Origin of the sequence: Hymenobacter antarcticus, from assembly GCF_039539545.1 — a bacterium.
Lineage (GTDB): Bacteria > Bacteroidota > Bacteroidia > Cytophagales > Hymenobacteraceae > Hymenobacter > Hymenobacter antarcticus.
In genome coordinates this window covers 206,254-224,047 of record NZ_BAABDI010000001.1, presented here as the reverse complement: position 1 = coordinate 224,047, position 17,794 = coordinate 206,254, and the positions used below count along the sequence as shown (strand labels likewise).

The following is a 17,794-nucleotide window of genomic DNA, read 5'->3' as shown; positions in this document are numbered from 1 at the left end:
TGCAAAATCCGTCGTTCTATCGGGTAAAGTTCGCAAATTCATCGCCGAAAACATCAGGACTTGCTTCTAATCCAATCGGAGCCAGCAAAACAGCAATCAGCGAAATCACGGTTAATCAGCGAAAATCAGCGATTGAGGTACACCATCAGCACCGACACATCGGCCGGCGAGATGCCGCTGATGCGCGAGGCCTGCCCAATGGTTTCGGGCTGAATCTTGAGCAGCTTTTCGCGGGCCTCGTGGCTGAGCGCGGGCATGGCCCGGTAGTCGAGCCGGCCCTGAATCACGAAGTTTTCCAGCTCCTGCTGGCGGGCCGCCTGCTGGTTTTCCTTCTGCAAATAGGTTTCGTACTTGATGTTGATGATGGCCTGCTCCAGCGCCTCGGCATCGTAACCAGCCAGGGCTTCGTCCAGGGCGGGCAGGGCGCGGCGCAGGTCGGTCAGCTCCACGTTGGGCCGGCGCAGCAGGTTCACGGCGCGGGTTTTCTCGTGGATTTCGGCCGAGCCCAGCTCCGTCAGCATTGGGTTGATTTCAGACGTTTCAATGGCAAATTTCTGGAACAGCGTAGCCACTTCGGCGGTCTGCGCTTCCTTCATTCGCACCCGCGCCAGCCGCTCATCCGAGGCCAGGCCCAACTCGTGGCCCAGCGGCGTGAGGCGCAAATCGGCATTGTCCTGGCGCAGCAGAATGCGGTGCTCGGCCCGGCTCGTAAACATACGGTAGGGCTCGTCGGTGCCCTTGTTCACCAGGTCATCAATGAGCACACCGATGTAGGCCTCGCTCCTTTTGAGCACGAAGGGCTGCTTGCCGTGCACCTTGTTGTGCGCGTTGATGCCGGCCATCAGGCCCTGGCAGGCGGCTTCCTCGTAGCCCGTGGTACCATTAATCTGGCCCGCGAAATAGAGACCCGAAATGAGTTTGGTCTCAAGGGTGAGCGCCAGCTGCGTGGGCGGGAAAAAGTCATACTCAATGGCGTAGCCGGGCCGGAACATCTTGGCCTTCTCAAAGCCCGCGATTTCGCGCAGGGCGCGGTACTGCACGTCCTCCGGCAGCGAGCTGCTGAAGCCGTTCACGTAGCATTCTACCGTCGACCAACCTTCCGGTTCTACGAAAATCTGGTGCCGGTCCTTATCGGCGAAGCGGTTGATTTTATCCTCCACGCTGGGGCAGTAGCGCGGCCCCAGGCCCTTGATGCGGCCCTGGAACATGGGCGACTTCTCGAAGCCCTCGCGCAGGATGTCGTGCACCCGCTCGTTGGTGTAGGTGATGTAGCAGGGGCGCTGCTGCGTGAGACGCGGCGTGTCGAGGTAGGAGAATTTGCTCGGTGCTTCGTCGCCGCCCTGCGCCTCCATTTTGGAATAGTCGAGGCTGCGGCCGTCCACGCGGGGCGGGGTACCGGTTTTCATGCGCCCGGCCTCAAAGCCCAACTCCACCAGCTGCTCCGTAATGCCCCGGCTGCCCTTCTCGGCCGCCCGGCCGCCGCCAAAATTTTTCTCGCCGATGTGGATGAGGCCGTTCAGGAACGTACCATTCGTCAGCACCACCGACTTGCCCCGGAACTCGATGCCGAGGGCCGTAGTCACGCCCACCACGGTGTCGTTTTCCACCACCACGCCGGTCACGGCTTCCTGCCAGAAATCTACGTTGGCGATACCTTCCAGGGTCAGGCGCCAGGCTTCGGCGAAGCGCATGCGGTCGCTTTGCGCGCGCGGGCTCCACATGGCGGGGCCTTTCGAGCGGTTCAGCATTCGAAACTGAATCATGGTCTGGTCGGTGATGATGCCCGACTGGCCGCCCAGCGCGTCGATTTCGCGCACAATCTGGCCCTTGGCCACGCCGCCCATGGCCGGGTTGCACGACATCTGGGCGATGGTGTTCATGTTCATCGTCACCAGCAGCACTTTCGAGCCGAGGTTGGCGGCCGCAGCCGCGGCTTCGCAGCCGGCATGGCCCGCACCCACTACAATGACGTCGTATTCTTCTTGCTGAAACATAGAGCGCGAAGTTTCGCGAAGTTTAAAATTTAAGTCTCGCTAAGGCGATAAAGGTTAGAACCAAGCTTTGCGAAACTTGATTTCAACTTTGCGAAACCTTGCGCGAAAAAGCCTGTCCGGCATTGATAGCTACAAAATTACGCAATTTGGTCCTTCAAATCCTCGGGCAGCCACTCGGCGAAAAGCTCGGTCGAATTGGCCTGCACGGTTTCCCGGGAGAAGGGCAGCCACTGGCCGCTGATGCTGTCGAATACCTCGGTAGCGGCGGCGCAGGCGAAAAGCTTGTAGTCAAACTTGGGGTAATCGTGCACCAGATAGCCGGGGTAATAGTAGTCTAGGTGCAGCCGGCGGGCGTAGTCGGTTTTCAGCAGCAGCAGGTACTTGCCGAGGCTGTACTTGCGATAGTTGGGGTCGTAAAAGTTGAGGATGCCCGCCAGGGTGCGGTCGCCCCGGTCGAAGATGCCGGTGGCAATCAGCCGGCCACCGTCGCGCAGCTCGATGCTGTAGGTGTTGAACACGTTGTGGGCCGCGCCGCCCAGCAGCACCTCATCCACAGTGGGAGCGGCATCGAAGGTGATGGCCTGCCGGTAGCGGGCGTACAGCTCTTCATACTCGGCAGTGAGGCGAAACGGCCGCACGGTAGCCGCAAACCGGGCATTGCGGCGCAGCAGGCGGCTCTGCTCGGGGCCCCATGCCACGCGGGCCAGGTCCAAGCGCAGCCAGTGCGCGGTGTAGAGGCGGCTATCGAAGGGTACGAACTGGCAGGTGAACAGGTCCTGCTGCATGCGGTAGTAGCCCTGGGCCAGGTAATAATCCAGGGCATCGCCCCGAATAATGGGTAAGGCGGACGATGAAGAAGCGGCCATAAATTGGGGCAACAGCGCATAAAAGAACGTCATGCTGAGCTTGTCGAAGCACCTCTTACTGCAGCAGTAAATCTAATTACTTACGCGGTAGAGATGCTTCGACAAGCTCAGCATGACGTTCTTTATTCTTGAATTTTCAGGTGAAACGGCTCAGAAGGTCCGCAGCGCCAGGCAGTAGTCTTCGCGGGCCCGCATGGCGGTCTGGCTCAGCAAGTCTTTGTCCTGGTAGCCGAGCAGGTGCAGCACGCCGTGAATCATGACGCGGTGCAGCTCATCGCGAAAGCTGATGCCCAGGTCGTTGGCATTTTCCCGCACCCGGTCAACGCTGATAAATACGTCGCCCTCAATAATATCGGCATCGTCCGAATTGTCGAACGTGATGACATCGGTATAGGTGTCGTGGTCGAGGTATTCGACATTCATCTGGTGCAGGTAATCATCCGAGCAGAAGATGTAGGTGAGCTGCACGATGCGGTGCTCATGCACCTGCGCCACCCGCTCAATCCAGCTCAGGATGCCTTCGGCCTCCGATAACTCGAAATCGGGCACGTCCTCCACCATGAACTCGATGCCGGCGGCTTCGTGGTGCAGCTCGCCGGGCGGGAAGTTTTCGTGGTGGGGCGGGCCCGCCGGCGGAGTGCTCATCATGGCAGTTTAGGCGGCGATGTGGTCAGTGGCGGCGGTTTCGTCGGTAGGGGCATCGGCCAGCTGGAAGGTAAGCAGCACGCGGCGGCCTTCCTTGCTGAACTCTACCTCGTCGGCCAGATGGCGAATGAGGAAGATGCCGCGGCCGCCCGGGTTCTCCAGGTTTTCGGGCGCGGTCGGGTCGTCCAGATTATCGTAATTAAAGCCCGCCCCCTCGTCCTCAATCTCGAATTTGAGCTGCTGTGGCTCCACGTAGAGCGACAGGTAAACGTTCTTGTCTTTGTCGAATTTGTTGCCGTGGCGAATGGCGTTGTTCACCGCTTCGGTCACGGCCACCATGATATTACCGTAGATATCGTCTTCAATCTGAAAGGTGTCCTTGGAGTTGTCGATGAAACTTTCGACCACGCGGATATTCTCAACGAGCGACGGAATCTGAATTTTTACCTGCTTCATAAGGCGGTTTAATAGGACGAACAGCAGCGTGTTCGGGGCGGCAAAAATAGTCTTTTAACGGCAAAGCGTCACAACAATTTCTGCTACCCTCGGTCGCGTAGTTCCAACAGAACACTAATTAGGTAACGAAACTGCGGCCGGTTTGGATGAATTAAGGGCCACAGTTATTTGATTTTCTGAAAGTACTCACCCACCTTGCGTTGGTAATACGGAGTAAGGTTCGGTGGGGTACTACGTAGTAATTCGGTCTGGCGTTCCTTGCTGACCTTGTATTTGTCGAAGGCTGGCGGAAAAACCGGCGGCTTATTCTGGGCGGCCTGGGCCTCGCGCTTGGTATCCTGGTCGCGCTCGCGGGCCGATTTTTCCACCTCCAGCAAGCGGGTCAGAATCTGCTGCTGGCGCAGGATGGTTTCTTCGGTGAGGCGCTTGTTGACGAGGTCGGTTTCGGTTTGCTCCATCATTTTCTTGAGGTCGCCGGTGCCGCCCCCGCCCTGCTCGCCTTTGCCGTCCTTGCCGTTCTGGCCGTCCGGCTTGCCGTCTTTGCCGTCCTTGCCGCCCTGGCCCTGGCCTTGCGAGCCGCCGGGCTTGCCACCCTGCTGCATCTTATCGAGCTGCTGCATGGCCTGGCGTAGCATCTGCTGCTGGCCGGCCAGCTTGGCCAGCTCCTGCGACATGGCCCGGCCGGTTTTGCCGCTCTTGGAGAGCTGCTGAATCTGTTCGTTGAGCTGTTTCTGCATCTGGCCCATGCTGCCGGGGCCGGGCTTGCTGCCCTGGCCCTGCCCTTTGCCCTTGCCTTTTTTCTTGCCGGGCTTGCCTTGGCCATCCTGGGGCTGGCCTTTGCCGGCCTGGGCCTCCTGCTGCATCTGCTGGAGGGAGCTTTGCAGCATCAGGGCCAGGTTGTTCATGCTGGTCATGGCCTGCTGCTCGGTGGCGGTGGCACGGGCCAGGTCGCGCTGCTGAATGTGGGTGAGCGACTCGTCCATGCGGCCGTTCATCTCGCCCACCTCGCGTGTCACGAAGCTCTGAATCTTGGGCTCCTTCTTGGCCAGCGCGTACAGCGAATCCTGGATAATCTTGGCATCGTCGCGCAACTTGCGCTGGGTCTGGCCCAACTGCACGAAGCGCGGGTCACTCTGGTCTACTTTGCGAAAATCCTTCATTAGGTTTTCCTGGTCAAAGCTCAGGGTGAGCAGGTTGTCCAGGATATCGCGCAGGTCGTCGATGTTCTGCTGGGCCTGGTCACTCTCTTCCTCGCTCATCTGGTCGCGCATTTTCTGCGCCATTTTCTTCATGCGCGAGGCGGCGCTTTTCTGCTTGCCGGCGGCCTTTTTGTTCTGGTTTTTGCTCAGGCTCTGCTGGCTTTCCTGCATGTCCTGGTCGGTCTGCTCCTGGTCGGGCTTCTGCTCGTCCATGCCGTTCTGGTCGCCCAGCTCCTTGTCCATCTGCTTCAGGTCCTGCAGCTCTTTTTTCAGGTCCTCGAATTCCTTCCGGGTTTCGGCCTGCTCCTGCTTCAGCTGCTCCTGCCTGGCTTTCTGGTCCTGGTTCGAGGCCTTGTTATCGGGATTTTCCTTATCGTTCTGCTCGGTTTTTTCGGCCAGCTTTTCCTCCTGTTTAGCCAGTTCATCCAGCTTGTTGGCGGTTTCTTCGGCCTTCTGCTCCAGCTGCATCTGCTTGAACATTTCGAGGGCGCGGTCCAGCTCTTTCTGGAGCGTGTCTTCTTTGTTTTCGAGCTGCTGGATGAGCTTCTGCATCTCGGCATCGGGCTGCTTCTGCTGCTCCAGCAGCTTTTGCAGCTTGTCGTAAAGCTTCTTGGTTTCGGGGTCGAGCAGGTCGGCCATCAGCTTTTTCAGCTCCTCGGCTTTTTTGGCCAGCTCCTCACTTTTCGGGTTGGCCTGGTCCTGCTTCTGTTGCAGCTGCTCGAACATTTTCTGCATCTGCTCCATCTGCTGGCTCAGCTGGTTTTTCTGGTCCAGCATGTTTTCCAGCTGCTTGCGGTCCTGAAAGCTCAGGTCGCGCTTGGTCTTGAGCTTGTCCTGGGTTTTGGCCAGCTCGCGCTCCAGCTTCTCGCTCTGCTTGGCGGCCTGGCTCATCTGGCTGGCCACCGACTCGGCCTGGGCCTGCATTTCCTGGCGCATTTCGCGCTTGCCGGGCAGGCGAAACTCCGCCGGGCGCGTGCGCGTGGCTTTGGCCCCGTGCACGCCATCGTTGTCCCAGGCTTCTACATAGTATTCGAGCCGGTCGCCGGGCCGCATATTCAGGGCACCAAGGTTCCAGGTGTAGGCATAGGTGCCGGCGCTTTCGCGGGGCAATTCGAGAGGTTTTGAGTTTTGGGTTTTGGGGGTTGAGTTGGGTCCCTGGCCGGCGCGGCGCAGGGCATAGTGCAGCTCCAGCCGCGTGAGGCCGTAGTCGTCGCGCACTGTCCCGCCCAGCGCCAGATAGCGCCGCGTCACCGTATCCGAAAAAGCCTCCAGCGTGAGCGTGGGCGGCAAGTCGGGCACGGCCGTGAGCTGGTAGGCAATGGGGTCGCGGTTGAGGCTGGCCGGGTTTTTCAGGCGCAGCAGATAGGGCTGCGAGCGCAGCACCCGCCGCGTGGCGGTGAAGGTATCGTCGTCGCCCGTGGCCGTCAGCGTTTCATCCGGGTTCTGGAAGATTAGCGCCAGCTCATCGGTAGCCGCCGTGGCGAATTGCCAGCGCACCGTGCTGCCTTCGGGCACCGTCAGGTTACCGCCGTTCTCAATGGTTTCGGCGGCCTTGCCGGTGTAGGGCGGGTAGGTGATATTAACCTTGAAATCGCGCAGATTGGGCCGTTCCAGCACCGTCAGCTGGTACTCTGGCGAGTTGAAACCTGCTCCCTTCAATTGGAAACTCACATCGGCCTGCGGCTGCTCAAACGTGTAGCGGAACTGGTCGCCATGCCCGGCCACCTTGCTCAGCCGCCGCTCGCCCTCAGCAAAAGCTATGCTGACATCGGCTGGCAGGGCGGCACCGGCCACGCCCACATCCAGCGTAAAATCCTCGCCCCGAAAGGCCGTCAGCTTAGAATTTTTGATGACAAACTGAAACGGGGCCGGCGGCGAATACGCCCGCCGGTAGTGCCAGATGCGCTCGGTGCCCTGCACCAGAAAGCTGGGATAAAAAGCCAGCAGCGCCAGCAGCACCGCCACTGGCACGGCCGCATATTTCCACAGGGGCTTGCTCTGCTGCTGGATGTTGATGCCCTCGGCGAAGGAAAACTGGCCCAGCTGGGCGGCCCGCTGTTCCAGGCTGGCCGCAATCAGGGCGTTATCGCGGGCCTGCCCTTGCAGCTGCAAGGCGTTCAGCAGCCGGTCCTGCACCTCCGGAAACAGCTCCCCTACCCGGCGGGCGGCCTGCTCATCGCTCAACAGCCGCCGCAGGTTGGTGAGGGCCGCCAGCGGCGTCCAAATCCAGCGCACAAAACTGTAAACAGTGAGGCCGATAAATCCGAACAGCAGTCCGCCCCGCACCACGGTGGGTAGGTACAGAAAGTATTCGAGCCCGTTGAACACCACGAAAAACGTGAGCAGCAGCCCACCGGCTACCAGCAGGCCACGCACCAGCAGGTTCAGGTAAAACTTACGCTTGAAGGCTTCCAGCTCCGTTCGCACCCGCGCCAGGGCGGGGTACCCGGCCGCCGCAGCGCCGTGCTCCATCAGCATCGCCATAAATCAGGTCTTAGTCTGGAAAGATACAACGGGATGCGGTGCTTGGTTCGGTGTAGCGCGGACTTTGTAGTCCGCGAGTTACGCCAGTAGCATGAGCTAAGCTACCCAACTCGCGGACTACAAAGTCCGCGCTACTGCACCTCCACCCAGGCCGGGCAGTGGTCCGAATGCACTACATCCGTCAACAGACCCGCGCCCACCAGCTGCGGTTGCAGGGCCGCATCGGCCAGCCAGTGGTCGAGGCGCCAGCCCACGTTGCGGGCCCGCGAGCCGGCCCGGTAGCTCCACCACGAATAGTGGCCTACTGCTTCGCCGTGGTGGTGCCGGAAAGTGTCCACCAGCCCATCGCCCAGAAAATCCTTGAACCACTGTCGCTCCTCCGGCGTGTAGCCGGGGCTGTGCTGGTTGGCTTTGGGGTTGTGCAGGTCGATGGCCGTCTGGCAGCAGTTGAAATCGCCGCCGATAAGCAGCGGCGGCGTAGCGCCGTCGGCCCGCAGCCCGGCCACGTACTCCCGGAAAAAGCGCAGCCATTCCAGCTTAAACGCCTGCCGCTCCGGCCCGCTCGTGCCCGAGGGCATGTAGGTGTTCAGCACCGACACGTTCTCAAAATCCAGCCGTAATACCCGGCCTTCGTCGTCGTAGCAGCTTTGGCCGCAGCCATGCACCACGGCCGTGGGCTCCACTTTCGAGAAGATGGCCACGCCGCTGTAGCCCGGCTTCAGGGCCGGGTGCAGGTAGGCATGGTAGCCCAGCGCCTCAAACCCCGATACGTCCAGAGCCTCGCGGCCGGCCTTGATTTCCTGCAGGCACAGCACGTCGGGCGCGGCTTCGGCCACCCAATCCAGCAGGCCTTTGCTCAGGGCCGAGCGCAGGCCGTTGACGTTGTAAGAAACGATTTTCATTGTTCATCTAAATAAAACAAGAACGTCATGCTGAGCGCAGCCGAAGCATCTCTACCGCGCAAGTAATTAGTTACTAATGCGGTAGAGATGCTTCGCTACGCTCAGCATGACGTTCTGAATCACAGGTCATCCCCCGGGTCCAGCGCGAAATATTCCAGCGCATGCCATCTCAGCATGCGCTCCTGCTCCTTCAGGTTGGCGAAGGGCACGGGGCGCAGCAGCTTGTAGTGCGGCCAGCCATCCTCGTCCACGCGTTCCAGCGCGTAGTGGCCGCTCAGGCTGAAGAGGCGGCAGGTGGCAATGTGCATCAGGTCCTGCTTCTGCTCCTTGGTGAAGGTGGTGATGCCCTGGTTCAGCTCCTGAATGCCGATAAGCAGCAGCATCGCGTTCAGGTCGGGGCGCTTGCCGAAGCGGGCCTCCATTTCCACCATCAGAATTTCCCAGCGGGCTTCGAAATCGGCTTCCGCTTCGGGATGCTCGTGTTCGGCGGTCGTCAGTTTGTCGCTCATACCGTTGGTTCGGTGCCGTGCGCGGCCTTGTGGGCCGCCAGTGCCGCCTGCTCCGCGCCCTGCGCCGCGCTGCCAGCTTCCGATTTCAGGATTTCCCAGTACTCCACCGCCCGGCGGAAGTGCGGAATCACGATGCTGCCACCGATGACGTTGGCAATGGCAAACACCTCGTAAATCTCCTCGTCGGTCAGCTTTTCCTCGAAGCATTTGCCCACATGGTACTTGATGCAGTCGTCGCAGCGCAGCACCATGGAGCAGGCCAGGCCCAGCATTTCCTTGGTCTTCACGTCAATCGCGCCGGCCGCGTAGGTGTTGGTGTCGAGGTTGAAAAACCGCTTGATGACTTTGTTATCAGCCGCCAGAATGGTGGCATTCATCCGCTGGCGGTACTCGTTGAATTCGGTTACTTGGGACATTATGGATTGGATAGGCAAAGGAAAATGAACGTCATGCTGAGCGCAGCCGAAGCATCTCGCGTGCAGCAGCAAACCAGCTGTTCAGCGAATTATGATTACTTCTCCGAGCGAGATGCTTCGGCTGCGCTCAGCATGACGTGCTTACGGCTAATGGTAACCAATACTAGCTACATTGCTCCTTCAAAATTACTCCCAAACACCTCCCCCACTCTACCGCCATGCTCCGCACCCTGTGGGCCGATTTCCTCGGCCTCATCTACCCGCGCCTGTGCCTGGCCTGCCGCGAGCCGCTGGTGACTGGCGAAACCCACCTCTGCACCGGCTGCCGGGCCGAGCTGCCCTACACCGATTTCCACCTCTTGCCCGCCGATGCGAACCCGCTGGGCCGCCGCTTCTGGGGCAAGCTGCCCCTGCGCCACGCCCTGAGCTATTTGCGCTTCGTGCGCCACGGCCGGGTGCAGCACCTGCTGCACGAGCTCAAGTACCAGGGCCAGCGCGATGTGGGTACCGCCCTGGGCCAGCTCTACGGGGCCGAGCTGCACGCCGCTGGCATCGCCGCCGATTTCGACCTCATCATCCCCGTGCCGCTGCACCCGCGCAAGCTGGCCAAGCGCGGCTACAACCAGGCCGCCGCCTTCGCCACCGGCCTCGCCGAGGGACTGAAAGTGCCCGCCAGCAACACCGCCCTGCGCCGCACCACCAACACTAAAACCCAAACCAAAAAGAACCGCGCCCAGCGCTGGGAAAACGTCGCCACGGTATTCGAGGTCGAAAACCCCGCCCTCATCATCGGCCGCCGCATCCTCGTGGTCGATGACGTGCTCACTACCGGGGCCACCCTCGAAGCCTGCGGCGCGGTGCTGCTGGCCGCCGGCGCGGCCGAGGTCAGCATCGCCACCATTGCCTACGCGGACCGCAGATAGGGACCGCAGATAGGTGAGATTTAATGATGAAGTAAGATGCGGAATTGCTCATTGCGCGCTGGGATGGGCACAGCTCAGGCAGAATATTTTTTGATTCTGCCGCCCTATTCTCTCATCCGATTCTCCTGTTCGAATGCAGCGAATAAAAAAAGCCGCCCGGTAAAGGCGGCTTTCTTCATCTTACGTAATCCAAAAATCTTACCTATCTGCGGTTTTACTTGTTGCTGCCGGCGTTAATCATCGCGCAGCGGAAACCGATGGTTGCCGTGGCCGAATCCTCGGCCATGAAGCGGCGGGTGCCGGGCGAGAGCCAGTAGGCCACATCGCGCCACGAACCACCTTTGAACACGCGCACATGGTCGTCAATCAGTGACTGGTAGCCTTTCTTGTCGTACTTATCGGCCGGGTCGCCCACGCCGTTGCGGCGGAAGGGGTTCAGGTCTTCCACATCCTGGTATGAGAGGGGGCGGTACACGTCCTGCACCCACTCGTTCACGTTGCCGGCCATGTTGTAGAGGCCGTAATCGTTGGGGGGGTACGAGTAGATGTAGTCGGTAATCATGGCCCCGTCGTTCAGGCTGCCGGCGATGCCGGCGTAGTCGCCGCGGCCCCGCTTGAAGTTAGCCAGGAACTGACCCTGCTTGCGGCCGTAGGCGTTGCGGGTCGACTTGCCATCCCACGGGTAGATACGCTTCTCTTCCTGGTTCTCATTGTTCACTTCCTGGGTGCCTACGAGCGCCTGCGCGGCGTACTCCCACTCGGCCTCGGTGGGGAGGCGGTAGTTGGGCAGGGTGTTGCCTTTCTCAATCGAAGGACCACCTTTGCCGTCGCTCAGCCCGCCAGCCGTAGCCGTGCCTTCGGCACCTGCGGCGGCAGCTTTGTCTTTCTTCTTGCCGAATAAGCCACCCTTGCCGGATTTGCTGTCTTCTCCGGAAGCCAGACCCTCGTTCACCTTGGCGGTACGCCAGGTGCAATAGTCATCGGCCTGCAGCCAGCTCACGCCCACCACGGGGAAGTAGCGGAAGCCGGGGTAACGCAGGTAATACGTCACGTAGGGGTCGTTGAACGACAGGTCGCGCGCCCACACCGTGGTGTCAGGCAGGGCCGAGCGGTAAAACTCTTCGGCCGAGTCGGTGCGAATGAAGTGCAGGTATTCGAGCCAGTGAATGTTGGCTACTTCGGCTTCGTCCATGTAGAACGAGGCGATGGTCACCGTGCGCTCGATGTTGTCGTGCGACATAGTCACGTCTTCCTCCTGCGAGCCCAGTACCGTACGGCCACCTTCGATAAACACAAGGCCGGGGCCTTCGGGAATCTTCTTGAAGTTGGCGACCGCCATGCCCTTCTCCGTGTTATACTCAATACCCGTAGTAGAGGAATATTTGCCGGGCTTGGAGGCAGTGGGCGGCCCTTTTTTACCGCAGCTGGCCAAGGCCACTAGGCCCACTACTGCCAAGCGTAGATAATTGGTTAATTTCATAACAAAGTTAAAATGAGTATGGGGTGGAGAGGGGTAGCTAGGGCAATTAGGACACAATAGTACAAAAAATTAGAATGCCGGACAAGGGGCCAGCGGGTAAACACGCCTTTTTAGGCGACGATGGGCGTTTTCCAATCGGTCAAATGCGCGAAGGGCCAGCGTAAGTTCATGGGCTCCGCCCAAATCGGCGCTCAAGCGGCTGATGCCCACATCATAGCTGTAGCCCACGCGCAGGCCGCCGGCCTCAATACCAGCTACCACGGCCAGTACGTGCTGAGCACCAACGCTGCCCGGAGCAAAAATATTGCGATATACCGCCCCAAGCGTGACCGGTGAAGCGGTGAAGTAGAGGCCGGTTTCGACGCGCTGCGAGCCGCCCTGCCGGGTGTAGGCGGCTACGGGAGTATAGCTTACCTCGCGGGTGGCCACGCCCGTTCCGGGCTTGACTACGAAAAACTTATAGCCGCCCGAAGCACTCAGCAGCATCGGCAGCTGGCTCTGGCGCTGGAAACCCAGGCTGGGCTGATTGAGGTGCTGCCCCGCCAAGCTCAGCCAGCCTTGCTCGGAATATAGCACGGCTCCGGTGCCCACGCTCAGGTAGTTAACGGGCGAAAAGCTCAGCGCTTCGGCCGAAGGGCCGGTCAGGCTGCCATCTTCCAGAATCTGGTCGCCAAACACGAAATTGTCATATCCGACGCGTTGGCGGCCGTAGCTGGCCCGCAGGCCGCCGCTCAGGGCCAGCCGCTCGGTGAGGCGGGTGTGGTAGGCATAGAGGCCCCCGATTTCGAGGCGGGTGTAGCCCACGCTCCCGGTCCGGTCCTGGTTGATGAGCAGGCCCAGGGCGTGGTGCTGGCCGGGCGTGGTCAGGCGCACGTCGGCGGCGGCCTGGGCGCTCACGAAGGAGCCCGCTACGGTCGGGTGCTGGTTGCGGTAGCTCAGCGTGATACTGTAATCGTCGACCAGCCCCGTGAAAGCCGGGTTGGTGTGCAGGCGGGTGGCAAACGGCTGCGAGAAGTATACATCCTGCGCCTGAGCACCCGAAACGGCACTCAGCAACAGGCCCGCGGCCAGGGCCAGCCGCAGGGTTCTGCTGCGCAACGAAGGGTAAAGCACTGGCATAGTGGCCGGGATAACGCCGCCACTACGCGGATTAGTGCGGCGGGCTACGCGAAGATACACCCGAAGCCGCCGGAGCCGGGGCTGCCGGGGGCTTATTTCTGGAGCACTTTCACGCTCAGGCGGCGGTTTTGGGCGCGGCCTTCTTCGCTGGTATTCGGTGCAATGGAGTAGCGCGGACCGTAGCCATGGGCATCAACGCGGCTGGGGCTGATGCCCATTTCGACCAGGCTGGCCCAGGCGGTGCGGGCGCGGGCATCGCTCAGCAGCTTGTTCACCTTGTAGGTGCCGGTGCTGTCGGTATAGCCACCCAGCTTGACGCGGGCCCTGGGGTAGGCGCGCAGCAGCGCGGCCACATTGCGCAGCTGGCTCACCGATTCGGCGGTGAGGGTGGCCTTGCCGGCATTGAAAAACACCCGGTCGAAGTTGAACCAGCCCCGGGTCAGGTCCACGGTATCGACCTGCACCGCCGCGTTATCGAGAAACCGGTGGAGGTAGCTCTCGGTCGAGTTGGTGCCCACGCCCGCGATGACGGCCCCACCGGGTAGCTTCAGGGTGGTGGGCTGGCCGGTGTCGTAGAGGTAATTGCCGGTTTTAGCGTCGTAGCGGCCCGGCACGATGGGGTCGGGCGCGGGGGGGCTGGTGCGGCGCGGGGGGTAGCGGTTGTTGCGGGCGTAGCGGTAGGGCGCTGCCGGAGCCGGGGCTAGCACGCTCGCGGGCGGCGGCGGGGCGGGCGCGGGAGCCGGAATGATTTGGGGAACCGGCTGAAACCGGGCTGCCGGGACACTCCGCGCAGGAGTGGCGCTGCGGGCAGCAGGGGACATTCGGCCGGAGGTCGAAGTCGTAGTAGCAAACAGGATGGGCCCGCCTACCACGCTCTCTGCCGCGAGGCCTTCGGTGGAGGTGGTTTTGGTGGCCCGGGCACTCCGGCTTTTGCCGGGATTGTTGCTGGCAGCCGCATCGAGCTTGCTGAGGGTAACGGTGAAGGGAGCCGTTTTGCCATTCTCCAGGAAAATGCTTTCCATTGTCTGGGGGCGATAGCCGCCCTCTCCTACCTGCATCACATAGGGGCCACCCACCGGCAGATTGGGAATGACGAACCGCCCGCTACCGTCGGAAGCAGCGGCGTGGCGCACTCCCGATGGAACATGAATGACGGTGACAGCAGCGCCGGGCAGGGGCTTGTTCTCATCGGATTGCACACTGCCGCTAAGGCTCGTGGTAGCGGCCTGGGCGTGCGCCAGGTGCGCAAACGCCAGTAGCAAAAAAGTCAAAAAGGGAAGAGAACGATTCATAATGCAGAAAATGCCAAAAAATTCAGGTGGCCTCCTCGCTACTTGAGCCAAAAGCCGCCCGGATATTGCCGGTAGCGGGTAATTGTAGGATGCTGAATCAGGGAAACAGGGGTAAAGCAGTCAATTATACCGCAACCTGGCAATGAAAAAAGCCAAGCGAAGCCAAATATAGCGTAAAAATCTATTTATGATAATTTGTTAATAATTTATAATTTATCTAATTAACTAAAAAAGGATTTTATCAAGTCGATTCTCCATTGATAATTCCTTGAGTGGGGATTCCTATAATAGCGGGAGTAGTTTGGTGGTGGTGGTGCGTTAATAGCCAAGCGCCACAGTGGCTGCTTGGTAAGTCGTAATAGCGCAGCCGTGCGGCTTCACAATCAGTTTGGTGCTGATGATGTGCCAAAACCGGGGCAAGCCCCTGGTTTTACCTTTGGCTGAAATAACTCATTTTGTCCTGCTATGCGGAAAATTCTGTTGGGTGTTATCGTATTTGTGGTGGTGCTGCTGGCGGCGGCCGTGGCCGCCCCGTTCCTGTTCAAAGACAAGCTGCGGGCCCTGGCCGACAAGCAGATAGCGCAGCGCGTGCGGGCGCAGGTGCAGTACGACCCGGCCAATATCGAGGTGAGCGTGCTGCGCTCCTTCCCCGATTTGACGCTGGATATCAAAGACCTGCGCGTGATTGGTCTGGACTCATTCAGTCGCGATACGCTGGCCTACCTGCCCAATATGCGCGTGGGTCTGGACATCATGACGGTGATTAAGGGCGAGGAAATCAAGATTAACAGCGTGGAGCTGGAGCGGCCCGACCTGAGCCTGCGCCGCCTGAAAAGCGGCCTGGCCAACTGGGACGTGGTGATTTCGGACTCGGCCGCCGCCGCCCAGGGGCAGGATACCAGCCAGGTAAGCCTGGCCATCAAGGGCTGGAAGCTGACCGACGGCCACCTGCGCTACGAGGACCTGACCCTCCCCTTCCGCATGGAGGCGCGCGGGGTGAACCATAGTGGCAGCGGCGACTTCGCCAGCAACGTGTTCGATATGAAATCGCAGACCACGGCCACCGACCTGGACATGACCTACAACAACGTGGCCTACGTGACCGATAAGAAGCTCGATGCCGATGTGACGATGAACATGGATTTGAACAAAAGCCTGTACACGTTCAAGGACAACAAATTTATCCTCAATGACTTTCCGTTCAGCTTCGCCGGAGCCATTGGGCTGCCCAATGCCACGGATATTACCTACGACATCACCTTCAAGGCGCTGGAAACGGACTTTAAAACCCTGCTCAGCCTGGTGCCCGGTGCGTATAACGACAAGTTCAAAAACATTGAAACCAGCGGCAAAGTGGCGTTTGATGGCTACGCGAAGGGCGTGCAGAACGACACCAAAATGCCCGGCTACGGCGTGAACCTGGTGGTGACCAACGGCCAGTTCCACTACCCGGAGCTGCCCCGGGCGGCCAAGAACATCAACCTGAAGATGACGGTGAGCAACCCCACGGGCGTTACCAACGACCTGAAAGTCAACATCCCGCAGTTTCACCTCGACTTGGGCCCCGACCCGGTGGACGGCAATATTGCCATCGACGGATTGGAGCCGATGAAGGTGGACGGCCGCGTGAAGGCCAATGTGAACCTGGCCGAAGCCCTGAAAGTGTACCCGGTGAAGGACCTGGCCATGCGCGGGCAGCTGTTCGTGGACGGCACGGCCAAGGGCATCTATTCCAAAACCCGGATGCCGGTGGTGAACGCGGCCATTCGCCTCACCAACGGCTTTGTGAAATCGGCCAAATTTCCGGCTCCCATTGAGAATATCAACCTGAGCGGTACGGTGGTGAACACGACGGGCCAGGTGAACGACACGCAGATTAATCTGCCGCAGTTCCGGATGGTGCTGGAGGGCGAGCCGCTGGAAGGCCGCCTGATGGCGCATAATATTGATAAACCGGTGTTCGATACCAAGGTGCGCGGCACGGTGGACCTCACCAAAATCACGAAGATTTTCCCGCTGAAAGGCATGACCGTGACTGGCCGCGTGGCCGGCGATATTGCCGCCAAAGGCAACATGGCCGACGTGGAAGCCGGCCGCTACCAGAACGTGGTGGCCAGCGGCACGGTGCGGGCCAGCAACGTGACCTACAAGAGCGCCGACCTGCCGCAGGGCGTGAAAATCAGCTCGGGCACTGCTACTTTCAACAATAACCAGATTGCGGTGCAAAGCCTGAACGGCACGGCCGGTAGCTCCGATTTCGCGGCTTCGGGCACCATCAGCAACTACCTGGGGTACTTGTTCACGCCGGGGCAGTCGCTGAAAGGCAACCTGACCGTTAACTCGCGCAATTTCAACGTGAACGAGTGGATGGTGGACGAGGTATCGGCCAGGCCCACGGCCACCGGCGGCGCGGCCCCGGCCAAGGCCAATGGCGTGTTGCAGATTCCGAAATTCTTTGATTTGGTGCTGAACAGTCGCGTCGACAACGTGACCTATGACAACCTGAAGCTGACCAACGCCCAGGGCACCGTGCTGGTGCGCGACCAGACGGCCACGCTCAAAAACATGACGTTCAATACGCTGGGGGCCACGTTTGGCACCACGGGCAGCTACAGCAGCCAGAACCTGGCGCACCCGAAATTCAACTTCGGGCTGAACATCAAGGACCTGAATTTTCAGAAGGCTTTCTCGGCCTTCAACACCATTAAGACACTGGTGCCGCTGGCCAGCCAGGTGGAGGGCGTGTTCGGCACCAACTTCAGCGTGAGCGGCGAAATGGGGCCGGATATGTTCCCGAACCTGGCCACTCTATCAGGCAAAGGGGTTTTTGACGTGGTTCGGGCGGCCATCAATCAGTCGGAGGTGATGACTAAGATTGCCAGTCTCACCACTCTGCCCGAGCTGAAAACCCTGCTGGTGGTGGATAAGAAAATCCAAGCCAACATCGTGGATGGTAACCTAGTAGTGCAGCCCTTCGACCTGGCGGTAGGCGACGTGAAAATGACCATCGGCGGCTCGAACAGCCTGACCGGAGCGCTGGCCTACATCACGGCCCTGAACGTGCCCACCGGCCGCCTCGGCACGGCTATGAGCAGCCAGCTCACCCGCCTCACGGGCGTGAGCAACATCAAGGGCACCGACCGCGTGACGCTGGGCCTGAACATTGGGGGCACCGTGAAGGCCCCGCTGGTGAAGCTGACCAGCGGCAGCATGAAAGACCAGGGCAAGGCCCTGGTAGCCAACGTAGCCAAGCAAAAGGCCCTCGACCTGCTGGGCGTGAAGCCCCGCGCCATGAGCCGCGAAGACAGCATCCGGCGCGCCGGCCAGACCGAAGAAGAGGCCGCCCGCCAGGCCGAAAAGGACAAACAGCAGCAGCGAATTGATGCCGCTAACAAGGCCAGGGAACAGCTGGCAAAGGGTTTCAACAGCCTGTTCAACAAGCCCAAACCGAAGCCCAAACCCGTAGACCCCGTGCCGGCTGATACCACCAAGCCTTAAGCTGTCGGCAA

The 17,794-nt window shown here is 60.3% G+C and carries 13 protein-coding genes; 2 read left to right on the top strand and 11 right to left on the bottom strand.

Annotated features, from left to right (window positions below; all coding sequences use genetic code 11):
• Positions 1-125 precede the first annotated feature (125 nt).
• The 8 genes from mnmG to ABD819_RS00825 all read right to left on the bottom strand — a co-directional run bounded on the left by mnmG (position 126) and on the right by ABD819_RS00825 (position 9,471).
• Positions 126-1,994 (bottom strand): tRNA uridine-5-carboxymethylaminomethyl(34) synthesis enzyme MnmG, encoded by a 1,869-nt coding sequence (gene mnmG, locus ABD819_RS00860; protein WP_345119948.1) that lies wholly within the window; start codon positions 1,992-1,994, stop codon positions 126-128.
• Between the two features lie 137 nt (positions 1,995-2,131).
• Positions 2,132-2,893: an arginine-tRNA-protein transferase gene (locus ABD819_RS00855; RefSeq protein ID WP_345119946.1), complete on the bottom strand. Its 762-nt coding sequence runs from the start codon at positions 2,891-2,893 to the stop codon at positions 2,132-2,134.
• Between the two features lie 117 nt (positions 2,894-3,010).
• Positions 3,011-3,508 carry an rRNA maturation RNase YbeY gene (ybeY, locus tag ABD819_RS00850; RefSeq protein ID WP_345119944.1) on the bottom strand — a complete coding sequence of 166 codons (498 nt, stop codon included), beginning with the start codon at positions 3,506-3,508 and terminating at the stop codon, positions 3,011-3,013.
• Between the two features lie 6 nt (positions 3,509-3,514).
• A complete protein-coding gene (locus tag ABD819_RS00845; RefSeq protein WP_345119942.1) occupies positions 3,515-3,961 on the bottom strand; it encodes an ATP-binding protein in 447 nt (148 codons plus the stop codon).
• A gap of 164 nt (positions 3,962-4,125) precedes the next feature.
• The gene (locus ABD819_RS00840; RefSeq protein WP_345119940.1) at positions 4,126-7,632 is read right to left on the bottom strand and encodes a DUF4175 family protein; all 3,507 of its coding nucleotides are present in this window, start codon (positions 7,630-7,632) and stop codon (positions 4,126-4,128) included.
• 143 nt (positions 7,633-7,775) lie between these two features.
• The gene (locus ABD819_RS00835; RefSeq protein WP_345119938.1) at positions 7,776-8,546 is read right to left on the bottom strand and encodes an exodeoxyribonuclease III; all 771 of its coding nucleotides are present in this window, start codon (positions 8,544-8,546) and stop codon (positions 7,776-7,778) included.
• A gap of 119 nt (positions 8,547-8,665) precedes the next feature.
• The gene (locus ABD819_RS00830; protein ID WP_345119936.1) at positions 8,666-9,055 is read right to left on the bottom strand and encodes a hypothetical protein; all 390 of its coding nucleotides are present in this window, start codon (positions 9,053-9,055) and stop codon (positions 8,666-8,668) included.
• On the bottom strand, positions 9,052-9,471 hold the full coding sequence (locus tag ABD819_RS00825) for a carboxymuconolactone decarboxylase family protein (RefSeq protein WP_345119934.1): 420 nt from the start codon (positions 9,469-9,471) through the stop codon (positions 9,052-9,054). Before ABD819_RS00825 ends, ABD819_RS00830 begins: the two co-directional genes overlap by 4 nt.
• A gap of 218 nt (positions 9,472-9,689) precedes the next feature.
• Between ABD819_RS00825 and ABD819_RS00820 the strand changes: the two genes are divergently transcribed.
• On the top strand, positions 9,690-10,394 hold the full coding sequence (locus ABD819_RS00820) for a ComF family protein (RefSeq protein WP_345119932.1): 705 nt from the start codon (positions 9,690-9,692) through the stop codon (positions 10,392-10,394).
• Positions 10,395-10,608: 214 nt separating this feature from the next.
• On the opposite strand, the gene ABD819_RS00815 is transcribed toward ABD819_RS00820, so the two are convergent.
• The 3 genes from ABD819_RS00815 to ABD819_RS00805 form a co-directional block, all read right to left on the bottom strand.
• Positions 10,609-11,874, bottom strand: coding sequence for an SUMF1/EgtB/PvdO family nonheme iron enzyme (locus ABD819_RS00815; protein ID WP_345119930.1), 1,266 nt, complete (start codon positions 11,872-11,874; stop codon positions 10,609-10,611).
• Between the two features lie 69 nt (positions 11,875-11,943).
• A complete protein-coding gene (locus ABD819_RS00810; RefSeq protein ID WP_345119928.1) occupies positions 11,944-12,993 on the bottom strand; it encodes a PorP/SprF family type IX secretion system membrane protein in 1,050 nt (349 codons plus the stop codon).
• Between the two features lie 92 nt (positions 12,994-13,085).
• A complete protein-coding gene (locus ABD819_RS00805) occupies positions 13,086-14,285 on the bottom strand; it encodes a carboxypeptidase regulatory-like domain-containing protein (protein WP_345119926.1) in 1,200 nt (399 codons plus the stop codon).
• A 465-nt stretch (positions 14,286-14,750) separates the two neighbouring features.
• Here ABD819_RS00805 and ABD819_RS00800 point away from each other — a divergent pair, with 465 nt between their 5' ends.
• Complete coding sequence (locus ABD819_RS00800; RefSeq protein WP_345119924.1) at positions 14,751-17,783, top strand: AsmA family protein; 3,033 nt, start codon at positions 14,751-14,753, stop codon at positions 17,781-17,783.
• Positions 17,784-17,794: the final 11 nt, after the last annotated feature.

Excerpts from the sequence above, each read along its gene's own strand:
- ybeY (WP_345119944.1), bottom strand. The coding sequence starts at position 3,508 with ATGATGAGCACTCCGCCGGCGGGCCCGCCCCACCACGAAAACTTCCCG.
- ABD819_RS00805 (WP_345119926.1), bottom strand. The coding sequence starts at position 14,285 with ATGAATCGTTCTCTTCCCTTTTTGACTTTTTTGCTACTGGCGTTTGCG.
- ABD819_RS00815 (WP_345119930.1), bottom strand. The coding sequence starts at position 11,874 with ATGAAATTAACCAATTATCTACGCTTGGCAGTAGTGGGCCTAGTGGCC.
- ABD819_RS00820 (WP_345119932.1), top strand. The coding sequence starts at position 9,690 with ATGCTCCGCACCCTGTGGGCCGATTTCCTCGGCCTCATCTACCCGCGC.
- ABD819_RS00810 (WP_345119928.1), bottom strand. The coding sequence starts at position 12,993 with ATGCCAGTGCTTTACCCTTCGTTGCGCAGCAGAACCCTGCGGCTGGCC.
- ABD819_RS00855 (WP_345119946.1), bottom strand. The coding sequence starts at position 2,893 with ATGACGTTCTTTTATGCGCTGTTGCCCCAATTTATGGCCGCTTCTTCA.
- ABD819_RS00845 (WP_345119942.1), bottom strand. The coding sequence starts at position 3,961 with ATGAAGCAGGTAAAAATTCAGATTCCGTCGCTCGTTGAGAATATCCGC.
- ABD819_RS00840 (WP_345119940.1), bottom strand. The coding sequence starts at position 7,632 with ATGGAGCACGGCGCTGCGGCGGCCGGGTACCCCGCCCTGGCGCGGGTG.
- mnmG (WP_345119948.1), bottom strand. The coding sequence starts at position 1,994 with ATGTTTCAGCAAGAAGAATACGACGTCATTGTAGTGGGTGCGGGCCAT.
- ABD819_RS00800 (WP_345119924.1), top strand. The coding sequence starts at position 14,751 with ATGCGGAAAATTCTGTTGGGTGTTATCGTATTTGTGGTGGTGCTGCTG.
- ABD819_RS00835 (WP_345119938.1), bottom strand. The coding sequence starts at position 8,546 with ATGAAAATCGTTTCTTACAACGTCAACGGCCTGCGCTCGGCCCTGAGC.
- ABD819_RS00825 (WP_345119934.1), bottom strand. The coding sequence starts at position 9,471 with ATGTCCCAAGTAACCGAATTCAACGAGTACCGCCAGCGGATGAATGCC.
- ABD819_RS00830 (WP_345119936.1), bottom strand. The coding sequence starts at position 9,055 with ATGAGCGACAAACTGACGACCGCCGAACACGAGCATCCCGAAGCGGAA.